We start from the raw sequence: 25,844 nt of genomic DNA on the forward strand, positions 1-25,844 counted from the left end.
TCACTCCACGCGCGAATCTGCCGCACGCGCGGTTCCTCCATCGACGCGCGGAACTGCCGACCCACGCGCGTCGCCTATCCTGTCCCGGTGACGACGACCACGCCGCCGCCGCAGCGCTCCCGGACCCTGACCGGCCCCGGCCTCGTGCTGCTCGCCGTCGTCGTCCTGCTCGGCATCAGGATCGCCGCGCCGAGCGTCGGCACCGCGGGGCTGCCGGACGTCGTGCAGGACTTCCTGACGCTCGCGATCAGCGTCGTGGTCGAGTCGCTGCCGTTCGTGGTGCTCGGCATCGTGCTGTCGATCGTCGTCGAGGTCTGGGTGCCGGCCGGCGCCCTCGAGAAGGTCCTGCCGCAGAACCCCTTCGGGCGCCGCGCCGTGATCTCGCTCATCGGCATGCTGTTCCCGGTGTGCGAGTGCGGGAACGTACCGCTCGCCCGCGGCCTCATGCTGCGCGGGTTCACCCCGGCCGAGGCCGTCACGTTCCTCGTCGCCGCGCCGATCCTCAACCCGCTCGTCATCATCAGCACGGCGCAGGCGTTCGGGTGGTCCGGGTGGATCCTGCCGGTGCGGATCGTCGGGGGCTTCGTCGTCGCGAACCTGGTCGGCTGGATCGTCGCCGCGCACCGCCGCCCGGCCGACCTGCTGCTCCCCGCGTTCGAGGCCCGCTGCCGTGCCACGGTCGGGGCGCCCCGGGCGCGCAACCGCTGGCGGGAGAGCGCGGCGCAGTTCGGCGGCGAGACCGCCACGATGATGCCGGCGCTCTTCGTCGGCGCGGGGCTCGCGGCCGCGATCCAGGTGGCCGTGCCGCGGTCCACCCTGGTCGCGATCGGGGCGAACCCGGTGCTGTCCGTCGCGGCGATGATGCTGCTCGCGATGACGGTCTCGCTGTGCTCGAACGTCGACGCGTTCTTCGCGCTGTCGTTCGCGTCGACGTTCCTGCCCGGGTCCATCACGGCCTTCCTCATCATCGGGCCGATCATCGACGTGAAGATGATCGCGCTCCTCCGCACGACGTTCCGGGTCCGCTTCCTGGTGCTGCTCGCCGTCGTGTGCGTCCTGTTCGCCGGAACCGTCGGGTTGGTGATGAATGTCCTCGTCTGACACCGGGCGCCGCGCGCACGCGTACCTGGGCCTCGGGTCCGTGCTGGCGGTCGCCGTCTGCACGCTGTGGCTCGCCCTGGTCGGGCACCTCGACCTGTACATCAACCCGCGCTACGCGGTCTTCACGATCGTGCTCGCCGCGGTCGCCGTGCCCGCGGCGGTCGCCGGCCTCGTCGTCACGGCCCGCGGCGACGGGCACACGCACGGTGACGACGACCACGCCGACGACGACCACCACGACCACGAGCACGGCGGTCGGCGCGCGGGCCGTGGCCGCGCGGTCCGCATCCTGCTCGGGACGGCCGCGGCGGTCGTCACGATCGGGGTCACCGTGTCGATGCTGGTCCTGCCCCCGACGACGCTGTCCGCCCGCACCGCGCAGCAGCGGAGCGTGGACTCGGCGACCCTGTCGAACGCGACCGGGTCCGAGGCCGCGGTCTCGCTCCTGGGCAGCGAGGGCGTCGACACCTCGGCGTACGGCGTCAAGGACTGGGCGGCGCTCATCCGGCAGACCACCGACACCACGGCCCTCGTCGGCAAGCAGGTCCGGTTGACCGGGTTCGTGGTGCCCGGCGACGGCGGCTCGTTCACGCTCACGCGCTTCGTCATCAGCTGCTGCGCCGTGGACGCCCAACCGGTCGGCATCGGCGTGGTCCCGGCCGAGGCCGGCGACGGGACCGCACCCGAGCAGGGGCAGTGGGTGCGGGTGACCGGGGCGCTCGCGGCGAACCCGGACCAGTCCGCCGACGCCCGCATCGTCATCCGCGCCGCGGACGTCACGGCGATCGCGCAGCCGGAGGACCCGTATGAGTACTGAGCGGCGCGACCGCCGCCCGGTCGCGCACCGGTTCCACCGGCGGTACACGGCGGTGGTGCTCGTCCTCGCCGTCGTCGCCGCGCTCGCCGCCGTCGTCGGGGCGCAGCAGGGCCCGCGGCTGCGCGACGTCTCGTACGACGCCTCCGGCCTGGTGTCCCGACCGGCGCAGCGCGTGATCCTGACGGCGAACCAGGCGCTCGAGCGGGTCAGCGCCGACGACGTCCGGGTCCGTCCGTCGGCCGCGCACACCGTGACCTCGAGCGGCAACACGATCGCCGTCGAGTTCACCGGACCGCTGGCCTACGACCGGGACTACACCGTGACGGTGGCCGGGGTGCGGGCGCCGGGGCAGCGTGCCACCGCGGACCTGATCGCGTCGATCCGGACCGGCAGCACCGACGTGCTCGCCCTGGTGCCCGGAGGCGGCGGCGCCCCGGACCGGATCGTCCGGCGGTCGCTCGACGCCGGTGGCGTGACCACCGTGCACCAGGCGGCGGACATCACCGAGTACGCACGGCTCAGCCGCTCGCTGGTGGTCGTCAGCGGGAGCGACGCGAGCTCCTCGGTCGACGTCGTCCCGCTGCGCGGCGGGGTGCAGGACGCGTCGTCGGAGATCGAGCACATCACCCTGCCGACCGCCCGGGGCCGGGTCACGGCGCTGCACGTCGCCGACGACGGGGCCTCGTTCGGGTTCGAGTACGCGGACACCTCGACGGGGCAGTCGCGCAACACCGGGCTCTACGTCGTCGACATGACCGGTACGCACATGCCGACGGCGATCGCCGAGGACGGCAAGCCGACGACCGGCGCGGTACCGATGACCGTGGGGCAGTGGGCCTACGTGCCCCGCACCGAGAGCGCGCTCGTCCGGACCGGTTCCGACGACCTCGTGCTCGTCGACATGAGCGGGCGTGCCGACCCGGTGCGGCTCGGCAGCGCCACCTACCTGCACGGGTTCGTCGGCACCGGCACCACGGCCGTGGTCGAGACCGGCACCGGCATCGTCCGGCTCGACCTGACCGACGGGGCGGAGTCGGCGCTGCAGGCGCCGGCCGCGAGCACCGACGCCCCCTACCTCGGACGGATCGCCCAGCTGACGGACGACACCTACCTGCGGGTGCTGGGGGACGTGCGGGTGGACGGGACCATCTCGCCACGGATCGTGCGCGTGGACGGGACACGGGCCTCCCGGCTGGCCGTCACCCTGCCCGACGACGCGAGCGTCACGGCGGTCTGCCCGTCGCCGAACGGGCAGTTCGTCGCGGTCGCGACGAAGTCGGCGAGCGACGAGCTGGTGAGCATCGTCGACGCGACCTCCGGCGCGCTCGAGGCGAGCATCGACGCCGCGTCGGTCGACTGGTGCGGCGCGCTGCCGTCCGGTGACGAGATCAGCTGACGTTCAGACGCGGCGACGACGGACAGGAGGCCCGGTACCAGCTGGTACCGGGCCTCCTGTCCGTCAGGTGGTGCCGACTAGGCCAGCGTGGCCGCGTCGATGACGAAGCGGTAGCGGACGTCCGAGCTGAGGACGCGCTCGTAGGCCTCGTTGATCTGGTCGGCGCTGATGAGCTCGGTCTCCGGCAGGATGTCGTGCTCGGCGCAGAAGTCGAGCATCTCCTGGGTCTCGCGGATGCCGCCGATCGCCGAACCGGCCCAGCTGAGCCGACGCGGGATGAGGGCGAACGCCGGGACCTCGAGCGGCTCGGACGGGGCGCCGACGTTGACGAGCGTGCCGTCGACCTTGAGCAGGCCGAGGTACGCGCCCATCGGGATCTTCGCCGAGACGGTGTTGATGATGAGCTCGAAGGAGTTCGCGAGCTTCTCGAACGTCTCCGGGTCCTTCGTCGCGTAGTGGGCCTTCGCGCCGTAGCGGAGCGAGTCCTCCTGCTTCGAGGTGGTCTGCGACAGGACGGTGACCTCGGCGCCGAGCGCGACGGCGATCTTGACGGCCATGTGGCCGAGGCCGCCCATGCCGACGACGGCGACCTTCGTGCCGGGGCCGGCCTTCCAGTGGTGCAGCGGCGAGTAGGTGGTGATGCCGGCGCAGAGCAGCGGCGCGACCTTCTCGATGTCGAGCGACTCGGGGACGCGCAGGACGAAGTCCTGGTCGACGACGATCGCCTGCGAGTAGCCGCCCTGGGTGATCGAGCCGTCGGCGGGGTCGACGCTCGTGTAGGTGCCGATGTTGCCCTTCAGGCAGTACTGCTCCTGGCCGGCGAGGCACTGCTCGCACTCGCCGCAGGAGTTCACCATGCAGCCGACGCCGACACGGTCGCCGACCTTGTGCTTCGTGACGGCGTCGCCGACGGCCGAGACGTGGCCGACGATCTCGTGGCCGACGACCTGCGGGTACTGGATCTCGCCCCACTCGCCGCGGACGGTGTGGATGTCCGAGTGGCAGATGCCGGCGTAGGCGATGTCGATCTCGACGTCGTTCGGTCCGACGTCACGACGGGTGATGGTGGTCTTGACGAGCGGCTCGGTGGCGGACGGTGCCGCGTACGCGTTGACGGTGCGCATGGGTCTCCTCGTGGGGGAAGGGGGAGCGGACCGGGTGCGGCCCGTCTCCAGTGTGGTGGAGCGCGCCACTCGGAGGGAGGCCCGGCTGGGGTACCCCTCGCGGCACGGTCGGGCGCGTCGGCGGCCGGGGTCAGGCGAGTCGGGCCAGCCGCTGCCCGGCGATCCGGGGTCAGGCCAGCCGGGCCAGCCGCTGCCCGGCGATCCGGGCGAAGCGCAGCGGGTCGGCGAGGGCGTCGTCCGGCTCACCGGTGGTCTGCGTCGCCAGCACGGTGAGCGAGGCGGCGGCGTCGAAGTCGTCGAGCGGGGCGTCGATGTCCCCGGCGACGAGCAGCACCCGGGCCCGCGGCGCGTGGGTGGTCGCGAGCGCGCGCACCACGCTCGGCACCTTGCCGGCGGCGGACTGTGCGTCGTACCGACCCTCGCCCGTGACCACCACGTCCGCGCCGTCGAGGAGCGCGGGCAGCCCGAGCACCCCGGCGATGCCCTCGGCCCCGGCCGCCAGCGTCGCACCCCACGCGAGCAGCGCGAAGCCGACACCGCCGGCCGCACCCGCTCCGGGGGTCGCCGGGTCGACGTCGGGGAAGCACCGTGCCCAGTCGGCCAGCCGGGTCTCGAACGCGGGGACCCGGTCGGGCGTGACGCCCTTCTGCGGCCCGAACACCGCCGCCGCGCCGTGCGGTCCGAGCAGGGGCGACGTGACGTCGGTGAGCACGACGGCGCCGCCCTCCGGCAGGCGGCGCAGGTGGGTCGTGTCGACGGCGGTGACGTCGTCGAGGAGCTCCGCGCCCTGCGGCAGCCGCCGGGGCGGACCGCCCGCCGGCTCGCGGTGGACGAGCGCCCCCAGCGCGACCAGCGCGTCGGCGCCGCCGTCCGTCGAGGCGCTGCCGCCGATGCCGAGCACCAGGCCGGTCGCCCCGGCGTCGAGTGCGGCGGCGATCGCCTCGCCGAAGCCCCGGCTCGTCGCGGTGTCCGGCAGCGGTCCCGCCAGCAGGGTCAGGCCGCTCGTCGCCGCGAGTTCGACGACCGCGCGGCCGTCGGGCAGTCGCAGCCAGGTCGTGTCGACGGGGGTGCCTGCCGGACCGGTGACCGTGACGGGCACCCGGACCGCTCCGGGGAACGCGCTGGCGAAGGCGTCGAGCGTGCCCTCGCCGCCGTCGGCCGTCGGCGCGAGCACGAGGTCGTCCTCCGGGCGCTCGGTCCGCCACCCGTCGGCGATCGCCGCTGCGACGGACGCCGCGGACGCGGTGCCCTTGAACGAGCCCGAAGCCACGATGATGCGCACGACCTCCACCGTAGCGGCGGTCGGTGCGGCGCCGGAGTCTCAGGCGACGGGCAGCGCGAACCGCGGGTGCGTCGCCCCGCCGGTCGCGAGGTCGGCGAGCACCTCGCCGAGCAGCGGCGCGAACTTGAAGCCGTGTCCGGACGACCCGGTCGCCACCGTGACCGGCCCCCGCCGGTCGATGACGAAGTCCTCGTCGGGGGAGTTGTCGTACAGGCAGCTGATGAAGGTCGGCCTCGTCGCGTCGACGCCCGGTACGAACCGTGCGACGTACGCCTGCAGTCGCTCCGCCTCCGCCGCGACGGGGGTGGTGTCCCGGTGGTCGGGGTCGACGACGGGGCCGGTGCCGTGGAAACCGACCTTGACGCCCTCGCCCGGGGTGAGCAGCCCGTACACGTCGTCGCCGTCGGCCCAGTGGACGAAGCTCGGCCACGCCGCGTCCGGCAGGTGGCTGGGGAAGTGCGCCGGCTGCTCCTGGGTGACGCGGATGGCCGGGAGGCCCGCCCCGCGTGCCGCGAACAGGTCACCGACCAGCGTGGGGGCCCACGAGCCCACCGCGGCCACCAGGGACCGGGTGCGGTGGGCGGAGCCGTCGGACAGCGTCACGGTGACGGTGTCCCCGTGGTCCTCGACGCCGGTGACCCGTGTCCCGAAGCGCAGCTCGGCGAGGCCGGTCCGCTCGGCCAGGGTGAGCAGGGCCTCGATCGCCGCGGCCGACCGGATCCGGCCGGCGGTGGCGTGGGCGAGCACGTGCCCCTCGAACGCGATGCCCGGCCAGCGCGCCGCAGCGGCCTCGGGGGAGAGCCGCTCGTGCGGGATGCCGGCGTCCGACAGCGCCGCGGCGATGGCGTCGACGACCTCGGGGCGGCCGTGGTCGACCGCGCCCGTGCGCACGACGAGCTCCTGTCCCGCGGCGGCCTCGAGTGCCTCCCACCGCTCGAGCGCCCGCGTGGTCAGCGCGACGTACTCGGCGTCCGCGTAGCCCTGTCGGAAGATCCGGGTCGCCCCGTGCGAGGACCCGTGCTCGTGACCGCGCCCGTGCTGCTCGAGCAGGAGCACGCGCTCGCCCCGGGCGGTCAGGGCGTAGGCGGTCGCGGCGCCGAGCACGCCGCCGCCGACGACCACGTGGGTTCCGTCTCTGTGGGGCATGCACCGAGCGTAGTTGCCGGTCCCACCGACGTCAGCGGTCGAGGGCGGCGAGCGCGACGCGCGCGGACTCGGCCACGAGTGCCTCGTCGTACGGCTCGTCCGGGTCGTTCCGGGTGGTCAGCACGGCGATGACGATCGGGTCGCCGTCGGGTCGGGTCACCCGGGCGACGTCGTTCCGGATCGGACCGGCGCCACCGGACTTGTCGGCGACGACCCAGCCGTCCGGGGCACCGGCACGGACGAGCGCGTCACCCGTGGCGTTCCCGCTCATCCAGTCGGTGAGCAGCGCCGTGTCCGCCCGGCCGAGGGTGCGGCCGTCGAGCACCCGATCCAGGACCGCCGCGAACGCCGCCGGGGTCGTCGTGTCCTCGGTGCTGCCGGGCTCGATCGTGTTGAGCTCGGGCTCGTCGTGCACCACCTCGGTCGTCGTGTCGCCGAGGTCGGCGAGTGCGGCGTCCAGGGCAGCCGGGCCGCCGATGCGGTCGAGCAGCACGTTCAGAGCGGTGTTGTCGCTCATCCGGACCGCTGCCTCGGCGACCTCGTCCAACGGCAGCCCGTCGGCCACGTGCTGCTCGGTCACCGGCGAGTACCCGGCCGCGGCGACGTCCGCCTGGGTCCAGTGCGCGACCGCGGAGCGCTCGGCGGCGGGGACCGCCCGCAGGAACGCCGCTGCCGCCAGGACCTTGATCGTCGACGCGTAGCCGAACCGCCGGTCCGCCCGGTACGACACGGTCGCACCCGTGCCGGTGTCGGTCGCGACGACGCCGACCGTGGCGTCGTACCGCTGCTCGAGGGCGGCGAGCGCCCGGTCCACCCGGTCCTGGTCGACGGGGGTGGCGCTCGCCGTGGGCACGGACATAGTCGTCGGGGTGGTGGTCGGGGTGTCGGGACCGCTCGCGGTCGGGGCGCCGCCGCTCGTGCAACCGGCCAGGGCGAGGGCGGCAACGATCGTCCCGACGAGCACGTGGGGCAGGTGGAGGCGCATGCCCGCACCCTGGCGCACGTACCTGCGCAGCAGGTCGGAGATCAGCGCTCGGTGTGCAGCATCCCCTCGGCCCAGGGCCGCGGGTCGATCCAGATCGGCGTGTCCGGTGATGCCGGATCTCGCTCTTGCCGCGGAGAGGTGCGGGTTCGGGAACACAGTCGAGGGAAAGATCGTCTTCCATCGAAATGTCCGCTACGGGATTCGGATGACTTCCGATCCTTTGTCGGACTCCGCGCCTCTTGACCGCGTTCGGGTTTGTCCGGACACTTCTTGTCTATCGGCCTGGAAGGGGTTCTTGCGACCGTGACGCTCGCACGCATCAGTAGGCTCGCTGCCGTGGGGACTTTCAAGAAGTTGTTCGAGCCGGTGTTCTTGGCGACCGCAGGCGGCGTGGCGGCCGTCGTGGCAGCAGTGCTTGCGTTCGCGCCCTCCGCTGTCTGGGCGACGGCTCTGAGTGCTGTTGCGGCAGCGTTCGCAATCGTGCTCACCTTCTTGATCGCCCGGCGTCAGGGTGAGGAGTCCGGCCATCTGAGCAACACGGTGACGTCCGTCCAGGGCCTCGTGACGAGCACCAACGAAGCTGTGACGGACATCCGGGCGTTGCAAGAGGAGTCGCGGGTCCAGCAGGAGCAGCTCCTCGAACTCCAGCAGCAATCAGGAGAACTCCTCCGTGAGGTCGCGGAACGTGCGTCGGCGCAGGACTACGACCCGAGCGCGTCAGAGGAAGGAGCCGAGGGCACCGAGGACGCGCAAACGGGGGAGAAGCCGGATTGGGAAGACGAAGCCATCGAGCGGCTGAGGGCGAAACACGCAGATCTCGACTTCGCTTCCCTCCACTGGAAGCGGAAGACGCCACAGCCACCCGTGCCCGGTAACCATGGTTGGTTCGTTGAGACTCCCGGTCGGACCACGAGGTGGTTCGTGCGGAAGGCCCGCGGGATGACCGTCCGCAAGGCGATGCCGCGCGACTTCTTGGACCGACTTGAGATCGAACAAGGTGTTGAACCGAGGACCATTGCTCTTGATTATCAGCTGAGACAACACGGTCTTGCTGCTTGGTTTGCGAGAACCTACGCCGGTGATCTCTTCCGTGTGTCTCGCGCTTACCGCGCTCCAGGGCAGCCCATCCGGACAGAACGAGTCGACGAAGAAGGCTGAGTGCGCATGCCGCGCATCTTGTAGTGCGGTCGCACCACGCGTCGCCGCCCGCCGGCACTGAGCGGAGCCCTCTCGGCCTCTCCGAGTGCACCAGCCACCGCTGCACCCGGACCGTCTCGACGGGTCACGGCCAGCGGGCCGCGCGCCGGTTCCGTTCTGCCTGCTGCGCCGCGTTGTAGTTGCGGTCGCGCACGTACTGCCGTTGAGCCTTCTCGTCGCGGTGCTGCGCCTCGGCGCTGATGATCTCCCCGACGATCCCGAGGCCGAGTGCCCACGCCTTGCGCGTGGACTGCCGCCGCTGCTGGACCGCGGCCGCCGCTGCGGCCTGCTGCGCGGTGGTGTGGGCGATCTGCGCGTCCCGGTGGGCGCGGAACTGCTGCTCGGCCTCCTCGTACCCGGGCGGGACGGTGAGGAGCGCGTCGTCGAACCGTTCGGCGAAGCGAGGCGGTGCCCCCGTGACGCGGAGGAAGAGCTGCGGGAACAGGTACAGCGCCATCCCGTAGACGGGGTGCGCTTCCTCGGCGAGGAGCGTCGCTCCGGTCGTCTCGATGTACTCGGGAGCAGGCGGCGTCTGCGGCTCGGTCACGGCTCGGATCTTCCAGCTGAGCGTCACGACGAAGCTCAGCACCGTCTGCATCGACTCCAGTGAGGGGCCGTGGGCGTCGACCTGGTGGAGTGCCACGCGGTCGACGGTCTCGAGGTCGTCGAGCCAGTACGGGAAGAGTGCGGCGGAGATGTGCTGCCGCACGTCCCACGCCCTGCGGTTGCGCTCGGTCCAGTCGGCGATGTCGAGCACCTGTACCGCGCGGTTGACCTCCACAGCCATGCTCCGTCGGTACAGGGCGGCGATGAAGGCATCGAGCTCAGCGGGTTCCGGTGGCTCTCCACCGAACCAGCGGGCGTGCGCGTCGAGGAAAGCGTCCCAGTCGTGTCGGAGACGCTCGAGTGGGAAAGAGGCGCGGGGCACGGCACCGGGATGTCGCGGCGGTCGGTGGTGCATGCAGCGCCCCGACCGGTCCCAGGTGAAGCCGAGGTGCGCGGACGGCACCGAGCAGTTGAGCGGCAGCGGCACGACGCCCCCTTCGAGATCGATGGTCGATCCGGCCACCCTATTCGATGCGAGACATGCTCAGGCGGCCCCCGATCCGCCCTCGCTGCGCTGGCGTGCTGGTCAGCGCCGTGCCGCCGTCGGGCCGGGGCCCGGTTCCGTCAGACCTGCGCGGCTCGGTGGTCGTACGCCAGCGGCAGCAGGTCGCGTGCGGCGACGCTCACCAGCCCGTCCGGACCGGGCAGGACTACGCGGATGTCCGGGTGGAGGTCGACGAGGACCTGGCGATCACGACCGCAGGGGCTCGTCACGCCCCGGCCGTGGTTGCCGACCGCGACGATCGCGGTGAGCTCGGTCGCGCCGCCGGCCCGTGCGGCGCCGATGGCGACGAGCTCGGCGCAGGGGCCGCCGGTGAAGTGGTGCACGTTCACGCCGGCGAAGACCCGTCCGTCGGCGCTGCGCACGGCCGCACCCATGGTGTGCACGCCGTCCTCGTCGGGGCCGGCGTCCGTGGTGGCGTCGATGGTCGAGCGGGCGACCTCGATGAGCGCGTGGTCGTCGTCGGTCAGCGCGGCCGCAGAGGCGGGCAGGTCGGTCGACATGGTCCGACCGTACTGCCACGAGGGCGTCGACCGGTGGACAGCACCTCGGATCAGCCGAAGGCGCTGGCCGCTCCGACTCGCAGGAAGTCGAGCTTCTCGGCGTCGGGTCCGGCGGCTGCGCAACTGTAGAGCACGATCTTCACGTCCGTGTCCGGGACGACCATGACGTCGCAGTCGAGGACGACGTCGCCGACCAGGCGGTTGTGCACGGTCTTCGTGAGCGTGGTGTGTGCCGCTGCCCGTCCCTCGCTCCAGAGCAGGTCGAACCGGGGGCTGCGCGCACGGAGGTCGCCGACGAAGGCGCGGAGGTCGGCGTCCTGCCCGAACAGCGCGACGGATCGGCGGAGATCGGCGACGAGGGCCCGTTCGAACTGGTCCGACCCGCCGTGCGCCGTCGCGATGCCCGCGACGGAGTCGTCGACGAACGTCTGGACCAGCAGGTTCTGCGCCGGGTCGGCGAGGACGGACGGGCTGTGGAACAGGCGCTGCCACAGCGGCGTCGAGTCGAGCAGGGACCAGTCCGCGGCGAAGACGGCGACCGGGAACGCGGCCAGGCGGGACACCATCCGCTGCACGCCGGGCGGGACGTGGCGGGAGACCGCACCGGCCACGGGCGGAGCGATGCCGGCTGCGCGGTGCAGCAGGTCGTGCTCGACGCGGTTCAGCTGCAGGGCACGGGCGAGTGCCACCGTGACCTGTGCCGACGGTGCGCGGAACCGTCCCTGCTCCAACCGTGTGACGTAGTCGACGCTGACGCCGGCGAGCTGGGCCACCTCCTCCCGTCGCAGGCCCGGGGTGCGTCGACGTCCGTACGGCTCGAGGCCGACGTCCTCGGGGGCCAGGCGTTCCCGCCAGGCGCGCAGCAGGCCGCCGAGGTCGGAGTCCACGGGGTGCTCGTCCACGGTGCCATCCTCCCCGACTGGCGGCGCCGCAGGGAGGGAGCGGCCTTCCCTGGCTGCGGTGGCCGACCAGACCCACGCTGGTCGCAGGCACGGCACACCGTGCTGACCACGACGACGAGGAGCCCACCCATGACGACCACCCTGATCACCGGCGCGAACACGGGCATCGGGTTCGAGATGGCCCGGCAACTGACAGCCGCGGGTCACGACGTGTGGATCGGCGCACGGGACCTCGACCGGGGCCGCGCCGCCGCCGAGGCGCTCGGGGCACACACCGTCCAGCTCGACGTCACCGACGACGGGTCCGTGGCGGCAGCCGTCGCGCTGCTCGGGGACCGCGTCGGACGGCTCGACGTCCTGGTGAACAACGCCGGGGTCCTCGGCGAGGTCGCTCCGCCGGCGGAGATGACCGTCGACCAGATCCGTGCGGTCTACGAGACGAACGTGTTCGGTCTGGTCCGCGTCACCCGCGCGTTCCTGCCGCTGCTCCGACGCGGAGCACACCCGTCGGTGGTCAACGTCACCAGTGGACTCGGGTCGTTCACGCTGACCGGCGACCCGCAGCGGGTCGAGTCGCAGTACCCGCTCGCCGCCTACGGCTCGTCGAAGACGGCCGTGACGATGCTGACCATGCAGTACGCCAGGACGATCCCGGACATCCGCTTCAACGCGGTCGATCCGGGCCAGACAGCCACCGAGTTCACCGGGGGACTCGGTCACACCGTCGAGCAGGGCGCGTCCGCGGCGGTCCGCATCGCGACGCTCGGAGCAGCGGCGCCGACCGGCACCGCGACCGATGCGGACGGCACCCTGCCCTGGTGACCGACCCCGTACGCGGGAACGACTGAGGGCCGCCCATCGGGCGGCCCTCAGTGTCGGAGCGAGTGACGGGAATCGAACCCGCGCTACCAGCTTGGGAAGCTGGAGTTCTACCATTGAACTACACTCGCGCACCCCGCCGAGCGGGACGTGGCAAGCCTAGCGGATTCTCCGCTGGAAGCCAGCCGAGCGCGCACCGTGCGCCGTCCTGCCGAGGTGATCCGGGCCTCCCGTGTCTCCGCTGTGAGCCCGCCGGTCCGACGGACACGTGTCGTCGGCGTGTGTACCGTCCAGGGAGTCCGAGCGCCAGCAGACCGAGGAGGACCCGGATGGTCAGGCATCCCCTCATCGACGACGTGGTGGGCACAGCCCTCGTGGTCGACTCCGCCTCGCCCGTCGTGTGGCTGACGGAGGCGTTCGCGTCGCTGCTCCGTCGCGCCGCCGACGCCGGACGCACGGTCGTGCTCCGCACCGGCCAGGAGGCAGCCATCACCCCCGCCCTGCGGCACGCGCTCGGCGCGTACGGCGCCGCGTGGGTCGTGGCCGGCCCCGACGGACGCCTGCGGGACGGGCGGACGGGGGTCGCCGCCTCCGGCGTCGAGGACTTCGTGCACGTCGCCCCCGAGCTCGTGGGCGCACCCGCACCGGAGCACCCGGTGTCCGACGGCTCGGTCCGCCAGATCAGCATCGACCTGACCCTGCGCCACCACCCGGAACGCGCGGTGGACATGGGGTCCGCGATCGAGGCCCTGTGCCACACGGTCGGCACCTGCCCGACGCGCTGGGGCACGGCCGAGCCGCTCGCGGTGCCGTGGGACCGCTGGGTCGTCACGCAGTACGCGAAGCACGAGGCCCCCGGGGTCTCCACGTCGTACGCGGTGGGCGAGGGGTTCTCGGCGACGATGACCGCCCACCTGGTGGACGGCGTGGTCGTCGAGACGATGTCGGCCGCCCTGACGGTCCCCGAGGCGGACGCCGACCCCGACCTGGCGGACCGGCTCTTCGCCGCCGTGCAGCAGGTCGCCGACCAGGTCGTCCCGGTCTTCGGCGTCGTCATGCAGCGTCGCGGAGACGCCGACCACCTGGTGCGGGCGGTCTCGCACGGGGAACCGACGCCGCTCGCCGTGGTCGTCGGCCCGGAGGCCGTCGCCTTCCTCGACCGCGACGGCACCTGGCCACCCCAGCGCACGACGATCGCGTCCTTCGGGACCCGGACCGGTGCCGGCACCGACGACGGCGGCATGATCATCCGGTTCGAGGACGGCTGGGAAGCCCTGGAGTCGTTCCTCGACCGCATCGACGAGGACCGCTTCCTGCGGCTCGTCGGCGGAGCGCCGCTCGACCCCGCACACGACGAGGGTGCCCTGGACGGCCACGTCCGCGAGTCCCGGGTGGCGGGCGGTCGCGGTGCCGCGTGACGTCACGATCCTCTGCCGGCAGCCGGTGGAGACGCGCGAGGTCGCCGAGGCGCTCCTGCTGCACGACGAGACCTGGGGCGTGCGTGCCCTCGACGACGGCCCGATGATGCAGGTCTGCCGTGACGCCGGTCACCCGGTCATCACGGTGCTCGGGGTGCGCCGCGTGGACGCCCCGGACGAGGTCGAGCGGATCCTGCCGGACGCCCCGCCGATCGCCACCCCGCTGTGGTGGGTGGACACGGTGACCCCGGCGGGTCCGGACGGTGAGTCGGGCATCTCCGCCGCGCTCGAGGCCGCGCTGGACCTCGACGCGGTGTGCATCGTGCACGGGGACTGACGGTCCGCCACCTGCCCCGACGAGCCCGCGCTCCGTGGATGCCCGCCGCGCCGCCCGCGCTCACCGCACCCCCAGAAGTGGTCAGAACTCATCTTCCGAGACCCGTCGGTACGCGACCGGGTCCTACGGTGTGAACACCCGAGCCGACGAGCCGGGCGCGCACGCTCCTCGTCGGCGCCGCTCTTCTCACTGAACAGGGCTCCAGTGCGTACACAACTCCAGCAGCGTGCCGTCGCGCGCGCTCGCACCATCCTCACCGGCGTCGTCGTCGCCGGGCTGGCGGGCGTCGCGCTCGTCGGCGCCGGCACGACCTCGGCCTCCGCCGCGGCTCCCGCGCAGACGACCTTCGTGAACGAGGGGTTCACGGGCGTCAGCGCCGGCGACGCCTACATCCTGCCGTCCACGCAGTCCGGCGCGGCGAACGTCGCCTGCCTCACCGCGCGTCCGGCCGGTGGCACGTCGAACACCGGCTCGGTGCCGACCTGCGCCGGCACCGCGGACGCCGACGGACGCGGGGCGCTGCGCCTGACCGGCGCCGTGAACAACCAGGCCGGCGGCATCGGCGCGACGCAGTCCGTACCGATCACCAAGGGCATCGACGCGGTCTTCGACAGCTACCAGTACAACGGCACCTCGGCCGACGGCATCGTCTTCTACCTCGCCGCGACCGACCCGTACAACCCCGCCGTACCGGAGCGCATCGGCTACCTGGGCGGGTCGCTCGGCTACAGTGCGAGCACCGCGAACAACGCGCAGGGCATGTCCCACGCGTACCTCGGCATCGGCCTCGACCGCTTCGGCAACTTCGGCAACCGCGAATTCGGCGGTACCGGGTGCACCGCTGACGCCGGCACGAACCGCACGCTGACGGCCAACGCGGTCACCGTCCGCGGTCCGGGCAACGGCGGCACCGGGTACTGCGTGCAGTCCCGGACGGTCGTGAACGGCTCGCTGAACAAGACCGGCGTCACCGACCGCGCGCAGGCGAAGGTCCCCGTCGAGATCGTCATCAACCCGACCACGTCCACCCTGGCCGCGCAGGAGAACACCGCGATCACGGTGCCCGGCGGGCAGTACGCCGTCGTCTTCACGTCGATCGGTGGCACGCAGCAGGTCGTGCGCGGCGCGCTGCCGAAACTGACGAGCGGCAACGCGGCGAACGTCGACCCGTCGTGGGTCGACCCCGCCACCGGTTACCCCTACAAGCTCACCTACGGCTGGGTTGCGGGCACCGGCGGACAGAACGACGTGCACGAGGTCAACTACCTCCGTGCCACGACGATCGCGGGTCCGGTCCCGGCCCTGACCGCCAGCACGGGAGGCACGGCGAAGGTCGCGCACGCCGGCTCGGGCACGTACACGGTCACCCCCACCGTCTCCGCCGACGGTGGCTCCGAGTCGCAGCTCGTCCGCGCCACCACCACCTTCCCCGCCGGCGTCACGCCCGACGTGACCGCCGTGACCGGCGCCGGCTGGACCTGCGCGCCGCCCGTCGGCCGGGTCGTGACCTGCGACCAGGCGGTCGACGCCGCCTCGCCGGTCCAGCCCGGCACCGACCTGCCGACGCTCTCGATCCCGTACACGGTGACCGGCGCCGCACGGACGACGACGATCTCCACCGTCCTCGCGTCGACCGACGCCGAGGCCGTCACGGTCACCCGTGACCTGACGGTGCAGCCGCAGGGCACGACCGTCACGGCCGCCGACGTCACTGCGACCGTCGGGGACACGGTCCGACTGACCGCGGAGGTCGCCTCGTCCGAGCAGACCGGCGCGACCGCACCGACCGGCACCGTGACGTTCCGCGACGCCGAGACGGGCGCGGTGCTCTGCACGGCGTCGATCGTCGACGGCGTCGCGTCCTGCCCGACGCCGACCTCGACGGTCGGGACGCGCGGGATCACCGCCTCGTACGACGGCGATGCCGACCACGCGGCCGCCACCGGCACCGCGGCGCTCGCCACCACGAAGGTCCCGACCGCCGTCACGGTGGGCACGACGCCCGAGGCCCCGTCCTACGGCGCGCCCGTCACGCTCGACGTCACCGGACCGGTCGCGGACGCGTCCGACACGGTGCCCGCCCCGACCGGGACGATCGAGTACCGCGAGGGCTCCACCGTGCTGTGCTCGACGACGCTCCCGGACACGAGCTGCGTGGCCGACGGCCTGCGTGCCGGTACGCACACGGTGGTCGCCGTCTACTCCGGTGATGCGTTCCACGCGGGCTCGACGTCGGTCGCGATCGACCTGCCGGTGCGCAAGGCGACGACCGAGATCGGCCCGGGCACCGGTCCGGGCACCGGCGGCGAGCCGGGCGCTCCCGACACCACGGTGACGGTGATGCACGGCGAGACCGTCACGCTGGACACCCCGCAGGTGCCCCGTGACGCCACCGGCACGATCGAGTACCGGACCGAGGACGGCACGGCGCTGTGCACCGCGACGCTGCCGACCACGTCGTGCGCGATCCCGACCGACCTGCACGGCGGCGAGTACACCGTGCACCCGCACTACAGCGGCGACGAGGACCACGAGGCCGCCGACGGCGCGCCATTCACGCTCGTCGTGACCGCACAGCCGACCGAGCTCGTGGCGAGCACCGACACCGCTGCGCCGCAGGTCGGCACGGCCGTCCGGCTCACCGCCTCGGGCCTGCCCGCCGGCGCGACCGGGACGGTGACCTTCACCGCTGCGGACGGCTCCGTCCTGTGCACGGTCACCCTGCCGGAGACGAGCTGCACCACCGACGCCCTGCCCGAGGGCACGAACACGGTGACCGCGACTTACAGTGGTGACGTGTCCTACGCGGCGTCGAGCAGTGCCCTGCGCATCGTCGTCGCGGCGGCCCCGGTCGTCGTCGAGCCGGGCACCGACCCGACCTCGCCCGCGGAGCCCACGGAGCCGTCGGACGAGCCGACCGCTGCGCCGTCGGGCACCGCGACACCGTCGGCCTCGGCCGCACCCGTGGCACCGTCGGTCTCCACCGCGCCGGCGGCACCGGACGCCGACGGGCAGCTCGCCTTCACCGGCGCTCCGGTGGCAGTCGGCACCGGCATCGCCCTGGCGGTCGCCCTGCTGCTGGCCGGCCTCGGCGTCATGGCCGTCCGACGGGCACGGACCGCCCGCGCCGGCACGGAGTAGCCGCCACGAACGAGACCGCGCACCGGGTGTCCACCCGGTGCGCGGTCGTCGTCTCCGCGGCAGTCACCGTGTGCGTCAGTCGCGGTCGCGCATCGCGGCGAGCCGCTCGTTGTACGCCTTGAGGTCGGCGTCGCCGTCCCGGTCGGCCTTGCGGTCGAGACGCTTCGCCTCGCGACCGTCCGTGCGGATCCAGTTCTTCACCACGAGCAGGGCGACGAACACCATCGGCAGCTCGGACGCGCCCCAGGCGATGCCACCGCCGGTGTGCTGGTCGTCGAGCAGTGCGGCGTCGTTCGTCTGGCCGAGCGCGTGGAACCAGTCCACGGCGAACACCGACTGCGACGTCATGACCGCGACGCCGAAGAACGCGTGGAACGCCAGGGTCGCGAGCAGCGCGATGATGAGGATCGGGTAGGGCGGGCGCTTCGGACCCGGGTCGACGCCGACGAACACCCAGAAGAACAGGTAGCCGCTCAGCACGAAGTGCACGATCATCGCGACGTGCCACTCGTGGGACTGCATCGCGGCCTGGTACGCCGGTGTGAAGTAGAACACGACGAGGGAGCCGGCGAAGACGACCCCCGCGACGGCGGGCTGCGCCAGGAACTGCATCCACCGCGAGTGCACGAAGGCCATCAGCCACTCGCGTGCGCCGCGGGACCCGTCGTTCCGGACCGGCAGCGTGCGCATGGCGAGCAGCACCGGCCCGCCGAGCACGAGCGGCAGCGGTACGAACATCATCAGCAGCATGTGCTGGAGCATGTGCGACGAGAAGTGGATCATGCCGTAGACCGCGGGCCCCGCCGAGGTGGTCCAGGCGAACAGCGCGCACCCGATCACCCAGGCGATGGTGCGCCCGACCGGCCAGGCGTCGCCGCGCTGCCGGAGCTTCCGGACCGCGAGCAGGTACCAGACCGCCCCGACGACGGCGAGGCCGAGCCACATCCAGTCGATGTGCCACTGGGTCAGGTACGTCTGGACCGTCTGCGCCGGCGGGAACGAGAAGCCGATGAGGCCGGAGCGGGTGTCCTCGCCGGTCTCCGGGGTCTGCGGGATCGGCGGCTGCGAGCGCGACACCGCGACCGAGACGCCGATCGCGACCGCCATGAAGACGATCTCGGCGAGGGCGAAGCGGGTGAACGCCGCACGGTCGAGCGGCGCGCGGAGCAGCCCGGGCACGAGCCGTCGGCGCTGCACCACCCCGGCGACGCCGAGGAGCACGAGGATCGCGGCCTTGACCGTGATGAGCCAGCCGTACGTCGTGGTGACGAGGTCGAGCGGACCGGTCAGGCGCAGCGAGGCGTTCACGATGCCGGAGAACGCGACGGCGCCGAACGCCCACCCGGCCAGGGTCGAGTAACGGGCGACGACGCGGCCGGTCGCCCCCTTCGTGCGGGTGCGGAGCGCGACGACCGCGACGAGCCCGCCGGCCCAGACGCACACGGCGATGAGGTGCACGGCGAGCGAGTTGACGGCGTTCGCGTGCTCGAGCGACCCGGCGGCGTGCCCGGAGAGGGCCAGGGGCAGCAGGGCGAACAGCCCAGCGACCGTCGCGAAGGCGAGGGTCGTGACCCGTGTCGCCGCCGCGGCGAGCACGGTGGCGGCGAGGATCGCGGCGGCCGACACGACGAGCGCCTGACCGATCTCGACCTGGAACGCGAAGAGCATGAAGTTGCGGGCGAAGACCGGACTCGTCAGCGGCACGCCCAACGTGTTCGCACCGGTGAACACGAGGCCCACCACGGCTGCCAGGAACCAGACGGCACCGGTCACCGCCGCCCACCGTGCAGCACGGTGCTGGACGCTCGACACCGCTCCGTGGTCCTGCTTCTGCGCCGGCAGCGCGAACGCCGCGACGATGAGCAGCCCGACGGTGAGCGCGGCCATCGTGTCGTGCACGACGCGGGCGATCGGCAGGCCGTACTCGACGAGGTCACCGGCGGACACCAGCTGCTGTCCGGCCGAGAACGCGCCGGTCAGCGTCATGCCGAGCACGGCGCACGCGGCGGCGAGCGGGACGGCGACGACGAGGACCGTCGCGACGGTGGACGACCGCGCGGTGGTCGGCGCGGAGTCCGGCGTCCGACCGGCGGGCTGGGTTTCGGGTGACGTGACGGTCATGACCGTCCAATGGTAGGCGTTCGGCCTGCGAACCAGGCCGTGCGTTTGCTGGTCCCGCTAGGCTGCTGCGCGTGCTGCTCTCCGACCGCGACATCACCGCCCAGCTCGCCGAGGGCCGGATCGGCCTCGACCCCCACGACGCCTCGCTCGTCCAGCCCTCGAGCATCGACGTCCGGCTCGACAAGTACTTCCGGCTGTTCGACAACCACAAGTACCCGCACATCGACCCGGCGGTCGACCAGCCCGACCTGACCCGCCTGGTCGAGACCGACCCGGACGAGGCCTTCGTGCTCCACCCCGGCGAGTTCGTCCTCGGCTCGACCTTCGAGGTCGTCACGCTGCCGGACGACATCGCGGCGCGGCTCGAGGGCAAGAGCTCGCTCGGGCGCCTCGGGCTGCTGACGCACTCGACCGCTGGCTTCATCGACCCCGGGTTCTCCGGGCACGTGACCCTCGAGCTGTCGAACGTGGCGACGCTGCCGATCAAGCTGTGGCCGGGGATGAAGATCGGGCAGCTCTGCTTCTTCCAGCTGTCGAGCCCCGCCGACAAGCCGTACGGCTCGGCCGAGTACCAGTCGCGCTACCAGGGGCAGCGCGGGCCGACCCCGTCGCGCTCCGCGCTGAACTTCCACCGGGCGGACGTGTCGGTCCGGGACTGACCCCGGTCGTCGAGCCGGACGGCCCGGGCGACACGGGCGCGGGTGCGGGTGCGACACCATCGATGTCGCACGACGTCGACCTTGTCGTGATCGACACAGCCAGGCGCAGGCGCACCCGGGCGGCCGCTGGCGCGACAACATTGCTGTCGTACGACGTCGACCTTGTCGTGGTCGACCCCAGCGGACGCGGGCGGACGCGGTCGGCCGCGGGCGCGACAACATTGCTGTCGTACGACGTCGACCTTGTCGTGGTCGACACAGCCAGGCGCAGGTGGACTCGGCCGCTGGCGCGAAACCATCGCTGTCGTACGACGGCCACGACCTCGTCGCGGTCAACCGACGCGATCCCGGACGCGACCCCCGCGCGACAACATCGCTGTCGCACGACGTCCACCTCGTCGCCCCGCGTCGGCACGGCCGCGCCCGGACCCCCCGCACCACATCCCGTGCCCCCACGGCACCACCGCAGCACCTTCCGTCACACGCGGTACGAAATGTCGCATTCTGTGTATCGTTGCAGCATGTCCGCAGTCCCCCCTCGACCGGAGCCCGTGGTGTCCGCGGCCGCGCTCATCCGCGACGCCCGCGACCGAGCCGAACTCACCCAGGTCCAGCTCGCCCGCCGCGCCGGGGTCACGCAGAGCGTCATCAGCACGTACGAGAACGGCCGCCGGGAGCCCTCGCTCGCCGCACTGCAACGGATGCTGCGTGCGGCGGGCTTCACGACGACGATCGACCTGCACCCGGTCGAGGAGCCGCCGCCCCTGCGCGAGCGCGTCACCGCAGCGCGGCAGGACCTCATCGCCGTCGTCGAGCGCTTCGGCGGCCACAACCCCCGCTTGTTCGGCAGCGTCGCCCGCGGCGAGGACGGCCCCGGCAGCGACGTCGACCTGATGATCGACGTCGACCCCGGGCTCGGGATCTTCGCGCTCATGCGGATCCAGGACGAGGCCGAGCGCATCCTCGGCGTGCGGGTCGACGTCGTCGACGCGGCGGGCATGAGCGCCGAGATCGTGCGCCGCGCGGTCCCGCTGTGAGCCCCGGGTCCGTGACCCAGCGCGACGTCCGCGACCGCCTCGACGACGTCATCGGCGCGTGCGAGGCGATCGGGCGCTACGTCGACGACGACCAGCTGCCCGAGGACCTCGTGCACGACGCCGTCCGGATGCGGCTGGTCGAGATCGGCGAGGCGGTCCGGGTCCTGCCGAGCAGCCTCACCGCGGGGGAGCCGAGCATCCCCTGGGCGCGGGTCGCCGACCTCGGCGAGCGGCTGACGCGCCGCTACTTCGACACCACCCGCGCCGTGGTGTCCGGCACGGCACGCACGGACGTGCCGCACCTCGCCGAGGCGGCTCGTCGCCTGCGTGCCCGCCTCCGCTGACCCGGCCCACGTCGTGTGGGTGCGCACGGGGCGGACGGGAGGCTCCGCGCACGACGTGCGCCGGGCCTCCCGTCCGTCCCGTGGTCGGCCACCGTGGAACGCGGGACGGCCCCGTCTCGCCGAGGCGAGACGGGGCCGTCCGTGGTGCGCTGAGGTGATCAGCCCTTCTCGGCGAGCGCCTCGAGGGTGTCGTTGCCCTTGTAGGCCTCGACCGCGTTGTCCTTCGTGACGAGGACCGGGGTGAGCTCGATCGCGGGGACCGTCTTCACGCCGTTGTAGTTGTTCGTCTTGTCGATCTTCGTGTCGGGCTTGTCACCCTTCGAGAGCGTCGAGACGAGGTCGATGGCGGCCTGGGCCTCCTTCGACGTGTCCTTGTAGATCGTCGAGTACTGCGTGCCCTTCATGATGAGCGGGATCGAAGCGGTCTCCGAGTCCTGGCCCGTCACGACGGGGTTGTCCTTGCCGGCGGCCTTGGTCGCGGTGAGGATCGCACGGGCGAGGGTGTCGTTCGGCGACAGGACGCCGTCGAGCTCGGTGTCACCCGTGTAGTACTGCGCGAGCAGGTCGGTCATGCGCGACTGGGCCTTCTGCGCGAGCCAGCCCTGCGTGACGACCTTCTGGAAGGTGGTCTGGCCGGAGACGACCTTGATGGTGCCGTCGTCGATCTTCGGCTGCAGGACGTCCATCGCACCGTTGAAGAACACGGTGGCGTTGGCGTCGTCCGGCGAACCGGCGAAGAGCTCGACGTTGTACGGCTTGTCGCCCTTCTTCTCCTCGAGGCCCTGGAGCAGTGCCTGGGCCTGGAGCTGGCCGACCTTGAAGTTGTTGAACGCCACGTAGTAGTCGACGTTCTTCGTGTTCAGGATGTTGCGGTCCCAGGCGATGACGGTGGCGCCACGGTCCTTGGCCGACTTGACCTGCGCGGTGAGCTGCGAACCATCGGCGGCACCGATGATGACGGCCTTGGCGCCCTTGGTGATCATGCCCGAGATCTGCGACTGCTGGTCCGGGACCGGGTTGCCGGCGTTGGCGTACTGGATGTCGGCCTTGAAGCCGGCGTCCTCGATCGACTTCTTGAACGCGGCGCCCGCGAGCACCCAGTTCTGCGAGGTCTTGGCGGGCAGGGCCACGCCGATCAGGTCGCCCTTCTTGATGGAGCTGCCACCATCGCTGCCGGTGTCACCGGAGGTGCCACGAGCCGAGCAGCCGCTGAGGGCGAGGCCCGCGATGAGCGCCAGGCTGAGGCCGGCGACGATCTTCTTGCGCATGTGATTGTTGCTTTCTCTTCGTTGAGGAGGTGTGGGGCCGGGGCCCCGCTGTGGGAGTGAGGGTTCTAGGGGAGGGTGACCTTGTCCGGCTGGTCCTCGATGGACCGCGGCTGCTGGGCGGCCACCGTGTTCTGTTCGGTGTCCTTGCGCTGGAACTGGCGCATCATGCCGCCGATGAGCGAGGGACGACCCTGCGACTTCGAGTAGACGTCGAAGGCGACGGCGACGAGCAGGACGAGACCGCGGATGATCTGCACCTTGTTCGACTCGAGGCCCATGAGCTGCAGACCGTTCGACAGCAGTGCCATGACGAGACCACCGATGATCGACCCGGAGATCGTACCGACACCACCGGCGACGGCGGCACCACCGACGAACACGGCGGCGATCGCGTCGAGCTCCCAGCCGGTGCCGTCCGCGGGGCCGGAGGCACCCGAGTAGGCGACGAACACCATGCCGGCGATCGCGGCGAGGACCGACATGTTCATCATGACGAAGAAGTTGACCTTCCGCGCCGAGACACCGGACAGGACGGCGGCGTTCGCGTTGCCACCGACGGCGTAGACCTGGCGACCGAAGATCGTGTTCTTCGTGACGAAGCCGTAGACGATCGTCAGGACACCGAGGATGATCGCGACGATCGGGACCGAGGTGCCGATCGGGCCGGCACCGAACAGGTACGTGGCGACGAGGGTCACGGCGACGAGGATGCCGGTACGGACGATCGAGACCCACAGCGGCGGGACCTCGGCCTGCATCTTCTTGCGGCGGGCACGGCCGCGCGCCTCGATGATGATGAGCGCGAGGATCGTGACGAGCCCGATGAGCAGGGTGCCGTTGCTGTAGCCGAAGTCCGGACCGAAGTCACCGAGGAAGCCGGCGCCGATCGGGGTGTAGCCGTCCGGCACGGGGACCGAGGTCGAGCCACCGATGATCTGGTTGACACCGCGGAAGATGAGCTGGCCGGCCAGCGTCACGATGAAGGCGGGGACCTTCACGAACGCGACCCAGAAGCCCTGCCAGGCACCGATCAGGGCGCCGCAGACCAGGCCCAGCACGATCGCGGCCCACACCGGGAAGTCCCACACGGCCATGGACTGCGCCACGACGATGCCGACCACGGCGGCGACCGAACCGACCGACAGGTCGATGTGGCCGGCGATGATCACCATGACCATGCCGAGCGCCAGGATCAGGATGTACGAGTACTGCAGGAACAGGTTGATCACGTTCGTGGGCTCGAGGATGAGCCCCTTCGTCGTGATCGAGAAGAAGATCACGATCGCGATGAGCGCAATGACCATGCCGTACTGGCCGATGCTGTTGCCCTTGCCGAAGAGCAGTTTCAGGTTGTTCATGAGGCGTTGGCGCCCTTCCGCGCGGAGGTCATGCTGCGCATGAGCGATTCGGGATCGGCCTGGTCGGCCGGCAGGTCAGCGGTGATCTGACCCTCGAAGATGGTGTAGATCCGGTCGGACAGTCCGAGCAGCTCAGGGAGCTCGGAGGAGATGAGGATGATGCCCTTCCCCTCGGCCGCGAGCTGCTGGATGATCCCGTAGATCTCGAACTTGGCGCCGACGTCGATGCCGCGGGTCGGCTCGTCGAGGATGAGGATGTCCGGGTCGGTGAACATCCACTTCGACAGGACGACCTTCTGCTGGTTGCCGCCGGAGAGCTTGCCGACGTTGTCCTCGACGCTCGGCACCTTGGTGCGGAGCATCTTGCGGTACTTCTCGGCGACCGAGTACTCCTCGAGCGAGTCGACGACGCCGACCTTCGAGATCTTCTGCAGGTCGGCGGCGACCGTCGAGCGCTTCACGGTGTCGAGCAGGTTGAGGCCGAGCGCCTTGCGGTCCTCGGAGACGTAGCCGATGCCGTTCTCGATCGCCTGCTGGACGTTCGTGACCTTGATCTCGCGGCCGTCCTTGATGATCTGGCCGTCGAGCCAGGTGCCGTAGGAGCGACCGAACAGGCTCATCGCGAGCTCGGTGCGGCCGGCGCCCATGAGGCCGGCGAAACCGACGATCTCACCACGGCGGACGTGGAAGTTCGACGCCTTGCAGACCAGGCGCGACGAGTCGAGCGGGTGCTGCACGGTCCAGTTGCGGACCTCGAAGAAGGTCTCGCCGATCTTCGGCGTGCGGTCGGGGAAGCGCGACTCGAGCGAACGGCCGACCATGCCGCGGATGATGCGGTCCTCGTTGACGCCGTCCGCCTTGACGTTGAGCGTCTCGATGGTCTTGCCGTCGCGGATGATCGTGATCTCGTCGGCGATCTGCTCGATCTCGTTGAGCTTGTGGCTGATGATGATGCTCGCGATGCCCTTGGCCTTCAGGCCGACGATCAGGTCGAGCAGGTGCTGCGAGTCGTTCTCGTTGAGCGCGGCGGTCGGCTCGTCGAGGATGAGGAGCTTGACGTCCTTGTGCAGGGCCTTCGCGATCTCGACGAGCTGCTGCTTGCCGACACCGATGTTCTTGATCTGCGTGTCCGGGTCGTCGTTCAGGCCGACGCGGGCGAGCAGGTCCTGCGCGCGGAGCTGCGCGGCGGTCCAGTTGATGACGCCGCCACGGCTCGGCTCGTTGCCGAGGAACAGGTTCTCGGTGATCGACAGCTCCGGCACGAGCGCGAGCTCCTGGTGGATGATGACGATGCCGGCCTGCTCGGACTGCTTGATGTTCGCGAAGCGGACCTCTTCGCCCTCGTAGACGATCTCACCGCTGTAGGTGCCGTACGGGTAGACGCCCGACAGGACCTTCATCAGGGTCGACTTGCCGGCACCGTTCTCGCCGCAGATCGCGTGGATCTCGCCGGCGCGGACCTGGAGGGAGACATCCGAGAGTGCCTTGACACCAGGGAACTCCTTGGTGATGGATCGCATCTCGAGGATCGTCTCGGGTGCGGTGATCGACCGGGTCTCGAGACCGGTACCGATCGGGGTTGACGCCACAGTGCATCTCCTTCTGCCGCCTCGACGCGGCAGTTGTTCGAGTGGTTCTGCTGCGGCAGCGAGTCGGCACAGGGGGCCTGTGTGGACTTCGTTGTCGCGTCCGGTGCCCGGCTGGTGTGACGCTCATGTGAACGGTCACATCGGCAGGACGGAGGCAATTTACGCACAGCCCCGGTGCGGCTGTCAATTCGG

The 25,844-nt window shown here is 71.5% G+C and carries 22 protein-coding genes and 1 tRNA gene; 11 read left to right on the plus strand and 12 right to left on the minus strand.

Features of this window, described 5'->3' with window-relative positions:
• The first annotated feature begins 87 nt into the window (after window positions 1–87).
• Genes DEI99_RS01715 through DEI99_RS01725 form a run of 3 tightly spaced genes read left to right on the plus strand, consistent with a single transcriptional unit; the run spans window position 88 to window position 3,314 of the window.
• Window positions 88–1,101, plus strand: a complete 1,014-nt coding sequence (locus DEI99_RS01715) for a permease (RefSeq protein WP_111042214.1) — start codon at window positions 88–90, stop codon at window positions 1,099–1,101.
• A complete protein-coding gene (locus DEI99_RS01720) occupies window positions 1,088–1,918 on the plus strand; it encodes a TIGR03943 family putative permease subunit (protein ID WP_111042215.1) in 831 nt (276 codons plus the stop codon). The genes DEI99_RS01715 and DEI99_RS01720 overlap by 14 nt, the downstream gene beginning before the upstream one ends.
• Window positions 1,908–3,314 carry a hypothetical protein gene (locus tag DEI99_RS01725; protein WP_146247149.1) on the plus strand — a complete coding sequence of 469 codons (1,407 nt, stop codon included), beginning with the start codon at window positions 1,908–1,910 and terminating at the stop codon, window positions 3,312–3,314. The genes DEI99_RS01720 and DEI99_RS01725 overlap by 11 nt, the downstream gene beginning before the upstream one ends.
• A gap of 77 nt (window positions 3,315–3,391) precedes the next feature.
• On the opposite strand, the gene DEI99_RS01730 is transcribed toward DEI99_RS01725, so the two are convergent.
• The 4 genes from DEI99_RS01730 to bla all read right to left on the minus strand — a co-directional run bounded on the left by DEI99_RS01730 (window position 3,392) and on the right by bla (window position 7,851).
• Window positions 3,392–4,438 (minus strand): NAD(P)-dependent alcohol dehydrogenase, encoded by a 1,047-nt coding sequence (locus DEI99_RS01730; RefSeq protein ID WP_111042219.1) that lies wholly within the window; start codon window positions 4,436–4,438, stop codon window positions 3,392–3,394.
• Window positions 4,439–4,607: 169 nt separating this feature from the next.
• Window positions 4,608–5,720 (minus strand): glycerate kinase family protein, encoded by a 1,113-nt coding sequence (locus tag DEI99_RS01735; protein WP_111042258.1) that lies wholly within the window; start codon window positions 5,718–5,720, stop codon window positions 4,608–4,610.
• Between the two features lie 39 nt (window positions 5,721–5,759).
• Window positions 5,760–6,866: an FAD-dependent oxidoreductase gene (locus DEI99_RS01740; RefSeq protein ID WP_111042221.1), complete on the minus strand. Its 1,107-nt coding sequence runs from the start codon at window positions 6,864–6,866 to the stop codon at window positions 5,760–5,762.
• Between the two features lie 31 nt (window positions 6,867–6,897).
• On the minus strand, window positions 6,898–7,851 hold the full coding sequence (gene bla / locus DEI99_RS01745) for a class A beta-lactamase (protein ID WP_111042223.1): 954 nt from the start codon (window positions 7,849–7,851) through the stop codon (window positions 6,898–6,900).
• Between the two features lie 336 nt (window positions 7,852–8,187).
• Here bla and DEI99_RS01750 point away from each other — a divergent pair, with 336 nt between their 5' ends.
• Entirely contained in the window at window positions 8,188–9,009 is an 822-nt protein-coding gene (locus DEI99_RS01750) for a hypothetical protein (protein ID WP_146247150.1), read from the plus strand.
• 124 nt (window positions 9,010–9,133) lie between these two features.
• On the opposite strand, the gene DEI99_RS01755 is transcribed toward DEI99_RS01750, so the two are convergent.
• From DEI99_RS01755 to DEI99_RS01765, 3 genes are all read right to left on the minus strand, one after another.
• On the minus strand, window positions 9,134–9,835 hold the full coding sequence (locus DEI99_RS01755; protein WP_146247151.1) for a hypothetical protein: 702 nt from the start codon (window positions 9,833–9,835) through the stop codon (window positions 9,134–9,136).
• A 383-nt stretch (window positions 9,836–10,218) separates the two neighbouring features.
• A complete protein-coding gene (locus tag DEI99_RS01760; RefSeq protein WP_111042229.1) occupies window positions 10,219–10,659 on the minus strand; it encodes a cytidine deaminase family protein in 441 nt (146 codons plus the stop codon).
• A 50-nt stretch (window positions 10,660–10,709) separates the two neighbouring features.
• Window positions 10,710–11,561: a helix-turn-helix transcriptional regulator gene (locus tag DEI99_RS01765; RefSeq protein WP_181434485.1), complete on the minus strand. Its 852-nt coding sequence runs from the start codon at window positions 11,559–11,561 to the stop codon at window positions 10,710–10,712.
• A gap of 129 nt (window positions 11,562–11,690) precedes the next feature.
• Between DEI99_RS01765 and DEI99_RS01770 the strand changes: the two genes are divergently transcribed.
• The gene (locus DEI99_RS01770) at window positions 11,691–12,383 is read left to right on the plus strand and encodes an SDR family NAD(P)-dependent oxidoreductase (RefSeq protein WP_111042263.1); all 693 of its coding nucleotides are present in this window, start codon (window positions 11,691–11,693) and stop codon (window positions 12,381–12,383) included.
• Between the two features lie 57 nt (window positions 12,384–12,440).
• Here DEI99_RS01770 and DEI99_RS01775 read toward each other — a convergent pair.
• A tRNA-Gly gene (locus DEI99_RS01775) sits at window positions 12,441–12,511 on the minus strand.
• 198 nt (window positions 12,512–12,709) lie between these two features.
• Here DEI99_RS01775 and DEI99_RS01780 point away from each other — a divergent pair.
• The 3 genes from DEI99_RS01780 to DEI99_RS01790 all read left to right on the plus strand — a co-directional run bounded on the left by DEI99_RS01780 (window position 12,710) and on the right by DEI99_RS01790 (window position 17,276).
• A complete protein-coding gene (locus DEI99_RS01780) occupies window positions 12,710–13,798 on the plus strand; it encodes a DUF6177 family protein (protein WP_111042231.1) in 1,089 nt (362 codons plus the stop codon).
• A complete protein-coding gene (locus tag DEI99_RS01785; protein ID WP_071253085.1) occupies window positions 13,788–14,135 on the plus strand; it encodes a hypothetical protein in 348 nt (115 codons plus the stop codon). Before DEI99_RS01780 ends, DEI99_RS01785 begins: the two co-directional genes overlap by 11 nt.
• Before the next feature lie 204 nt (window positions 14,136–14,339).
• Window positions 14,340–17,276: an Ig-like domain repeat protein gene (locus DEI99_RS01790; protein ID WP_111042235.1), complete on the plus strand. Its 2,937-nt coding sequence runs from the start codon at window positions 14,340–14,342 to the stop codon at window positions 17,274–17,276.
• A gap of 75 nt (window positions 17,277–17,351) precedes the next feature.
• Here DEI99_RS01790 and DEI99_RS01795 read toward each other — a convergent pair whose 3' ends face one another.
• The gene (locus tag DEI99_RS01795; RefSeq protein WP_111042237.1) at window positions 17,352–19,397 is read right to left on the minus strand and encodes a bifunctional copper resistance protein CopD/cytochrome c oxidase assembly protein; all 2,046 of its coding nucleotides are present in this window, start codon (window positions 19,395–19,397) and stop codon (window positions 17,352–17,354) included.
• A 71-nt stretch (window positions 19,398–19,468) separates the two neighbouring features.
• On the opposite strand from DEI99_RS01795, the gene dcd reads away from it, so the two are divergent.
• The 3 genes from dcd to DEI99_RS01810 all read left to right on the plus strand — a co-directional run bounded on the left by dcd (window position 19,469) and on the right by DEI99_RS01810 (window position 21,437).
• The gene (dcd, locus tag DEI99_RS01800) at window positions 19,469–20,056 is read left to right on the plus strand and encodes a dCTP deaminase (protein WP_071253081.1); all 588 of its coding nucleotides are present in this window, start codon (window positions 19,469–19,471) and stop codon (window positions 20,054–20,056) included.
• A gap of 521 nt (window positions 20,057–20,577) precedes the next feature.
• Window positions 20,578–21,093, plus strand: a complete 516-nt coding sequence (locus DEI99_RS01805; RefSeq protein WP_181434486.1) for a helix-turn-helix domain-containing protein — start codon at window positions 20,578–20,580, stop codon at window positions 21,091–21,093.
• An 11-nt stretch (window positions 21,094–21,104) separates the two neighbouring features.
• Entirely contained in the window at window positions 21,105–21,437 is a 333-nt protein-coding gene (locus DEI99_RS01810; RefSeq protein ID WP_071253199.1) for a HepT-like ribonuclease domain-containing protein, read from the plus strand.
• A gap of 158 nt (window positions 21,438–21,595) precedes the next feature.
• Here the strand turns inward: DEI99_RS01810 and DEI99_RS01815 are convergent, their stop codons facing one another.
• The 3 genes from DEI99_RS01815 to mmsA all read right to left on the minus strand — a co-directional run bounded on the left by DEI99_RS01815 (window position 21,596) and on the right by mmsA (window position 25,583).
• The gene (locus DEI99_RS01815) at window positions 21,596–22,705 is read right to left on the minus strand and encodes a substrate-binding domain-containing protein (protein WP_111042241.1); all 1,110 of its coding nucleotides are present in this window, start codon (window positions 22,703–22,705) and stop codon (window positions 21,596–21,598) included.
• Between the two features lie 65 nt (window positions 22,706–22,770).
• Window positions 22,771–24,063, minus strand: a complete 1,293-nt coding sequence (gene mmsB, locus DEI99_RS01820) for a multiple monosaccharide ABC transporter permease (protein ID WP_111042243.1) — start codon at window positions 24,061–24,063, stop codon at window positions 22,771–22,773.
• Window positions 24,060–25,583: a multiple monosaccharide ABC transporter ATP-binding protein gene (mmsA, locus tag DEI99_RS01825; RefSeq protein WP_071253197.1), complete on the minus strand. Its 1,524-nt coding sequence runs from the start codon at window positions 25,581–25,583 to the stop codon at window positions 24,060–24,062. The genes mmsB and mmsA overlap by 4 nt, the downstream gene beginning before the upstream one ends.
• Between the last annotated feature and the right edge of the window lie 261 nt (window positions 25,584–25,844).

The organism is Curtobacterium sp. MCLR17_036 (assembly GCF_003234445.2).
Classification (GTDB): Bacteria; Actinomycetota; Actinomycetes; order Actinomycetales; family Microbacteriaceae; genus Curtobacterium.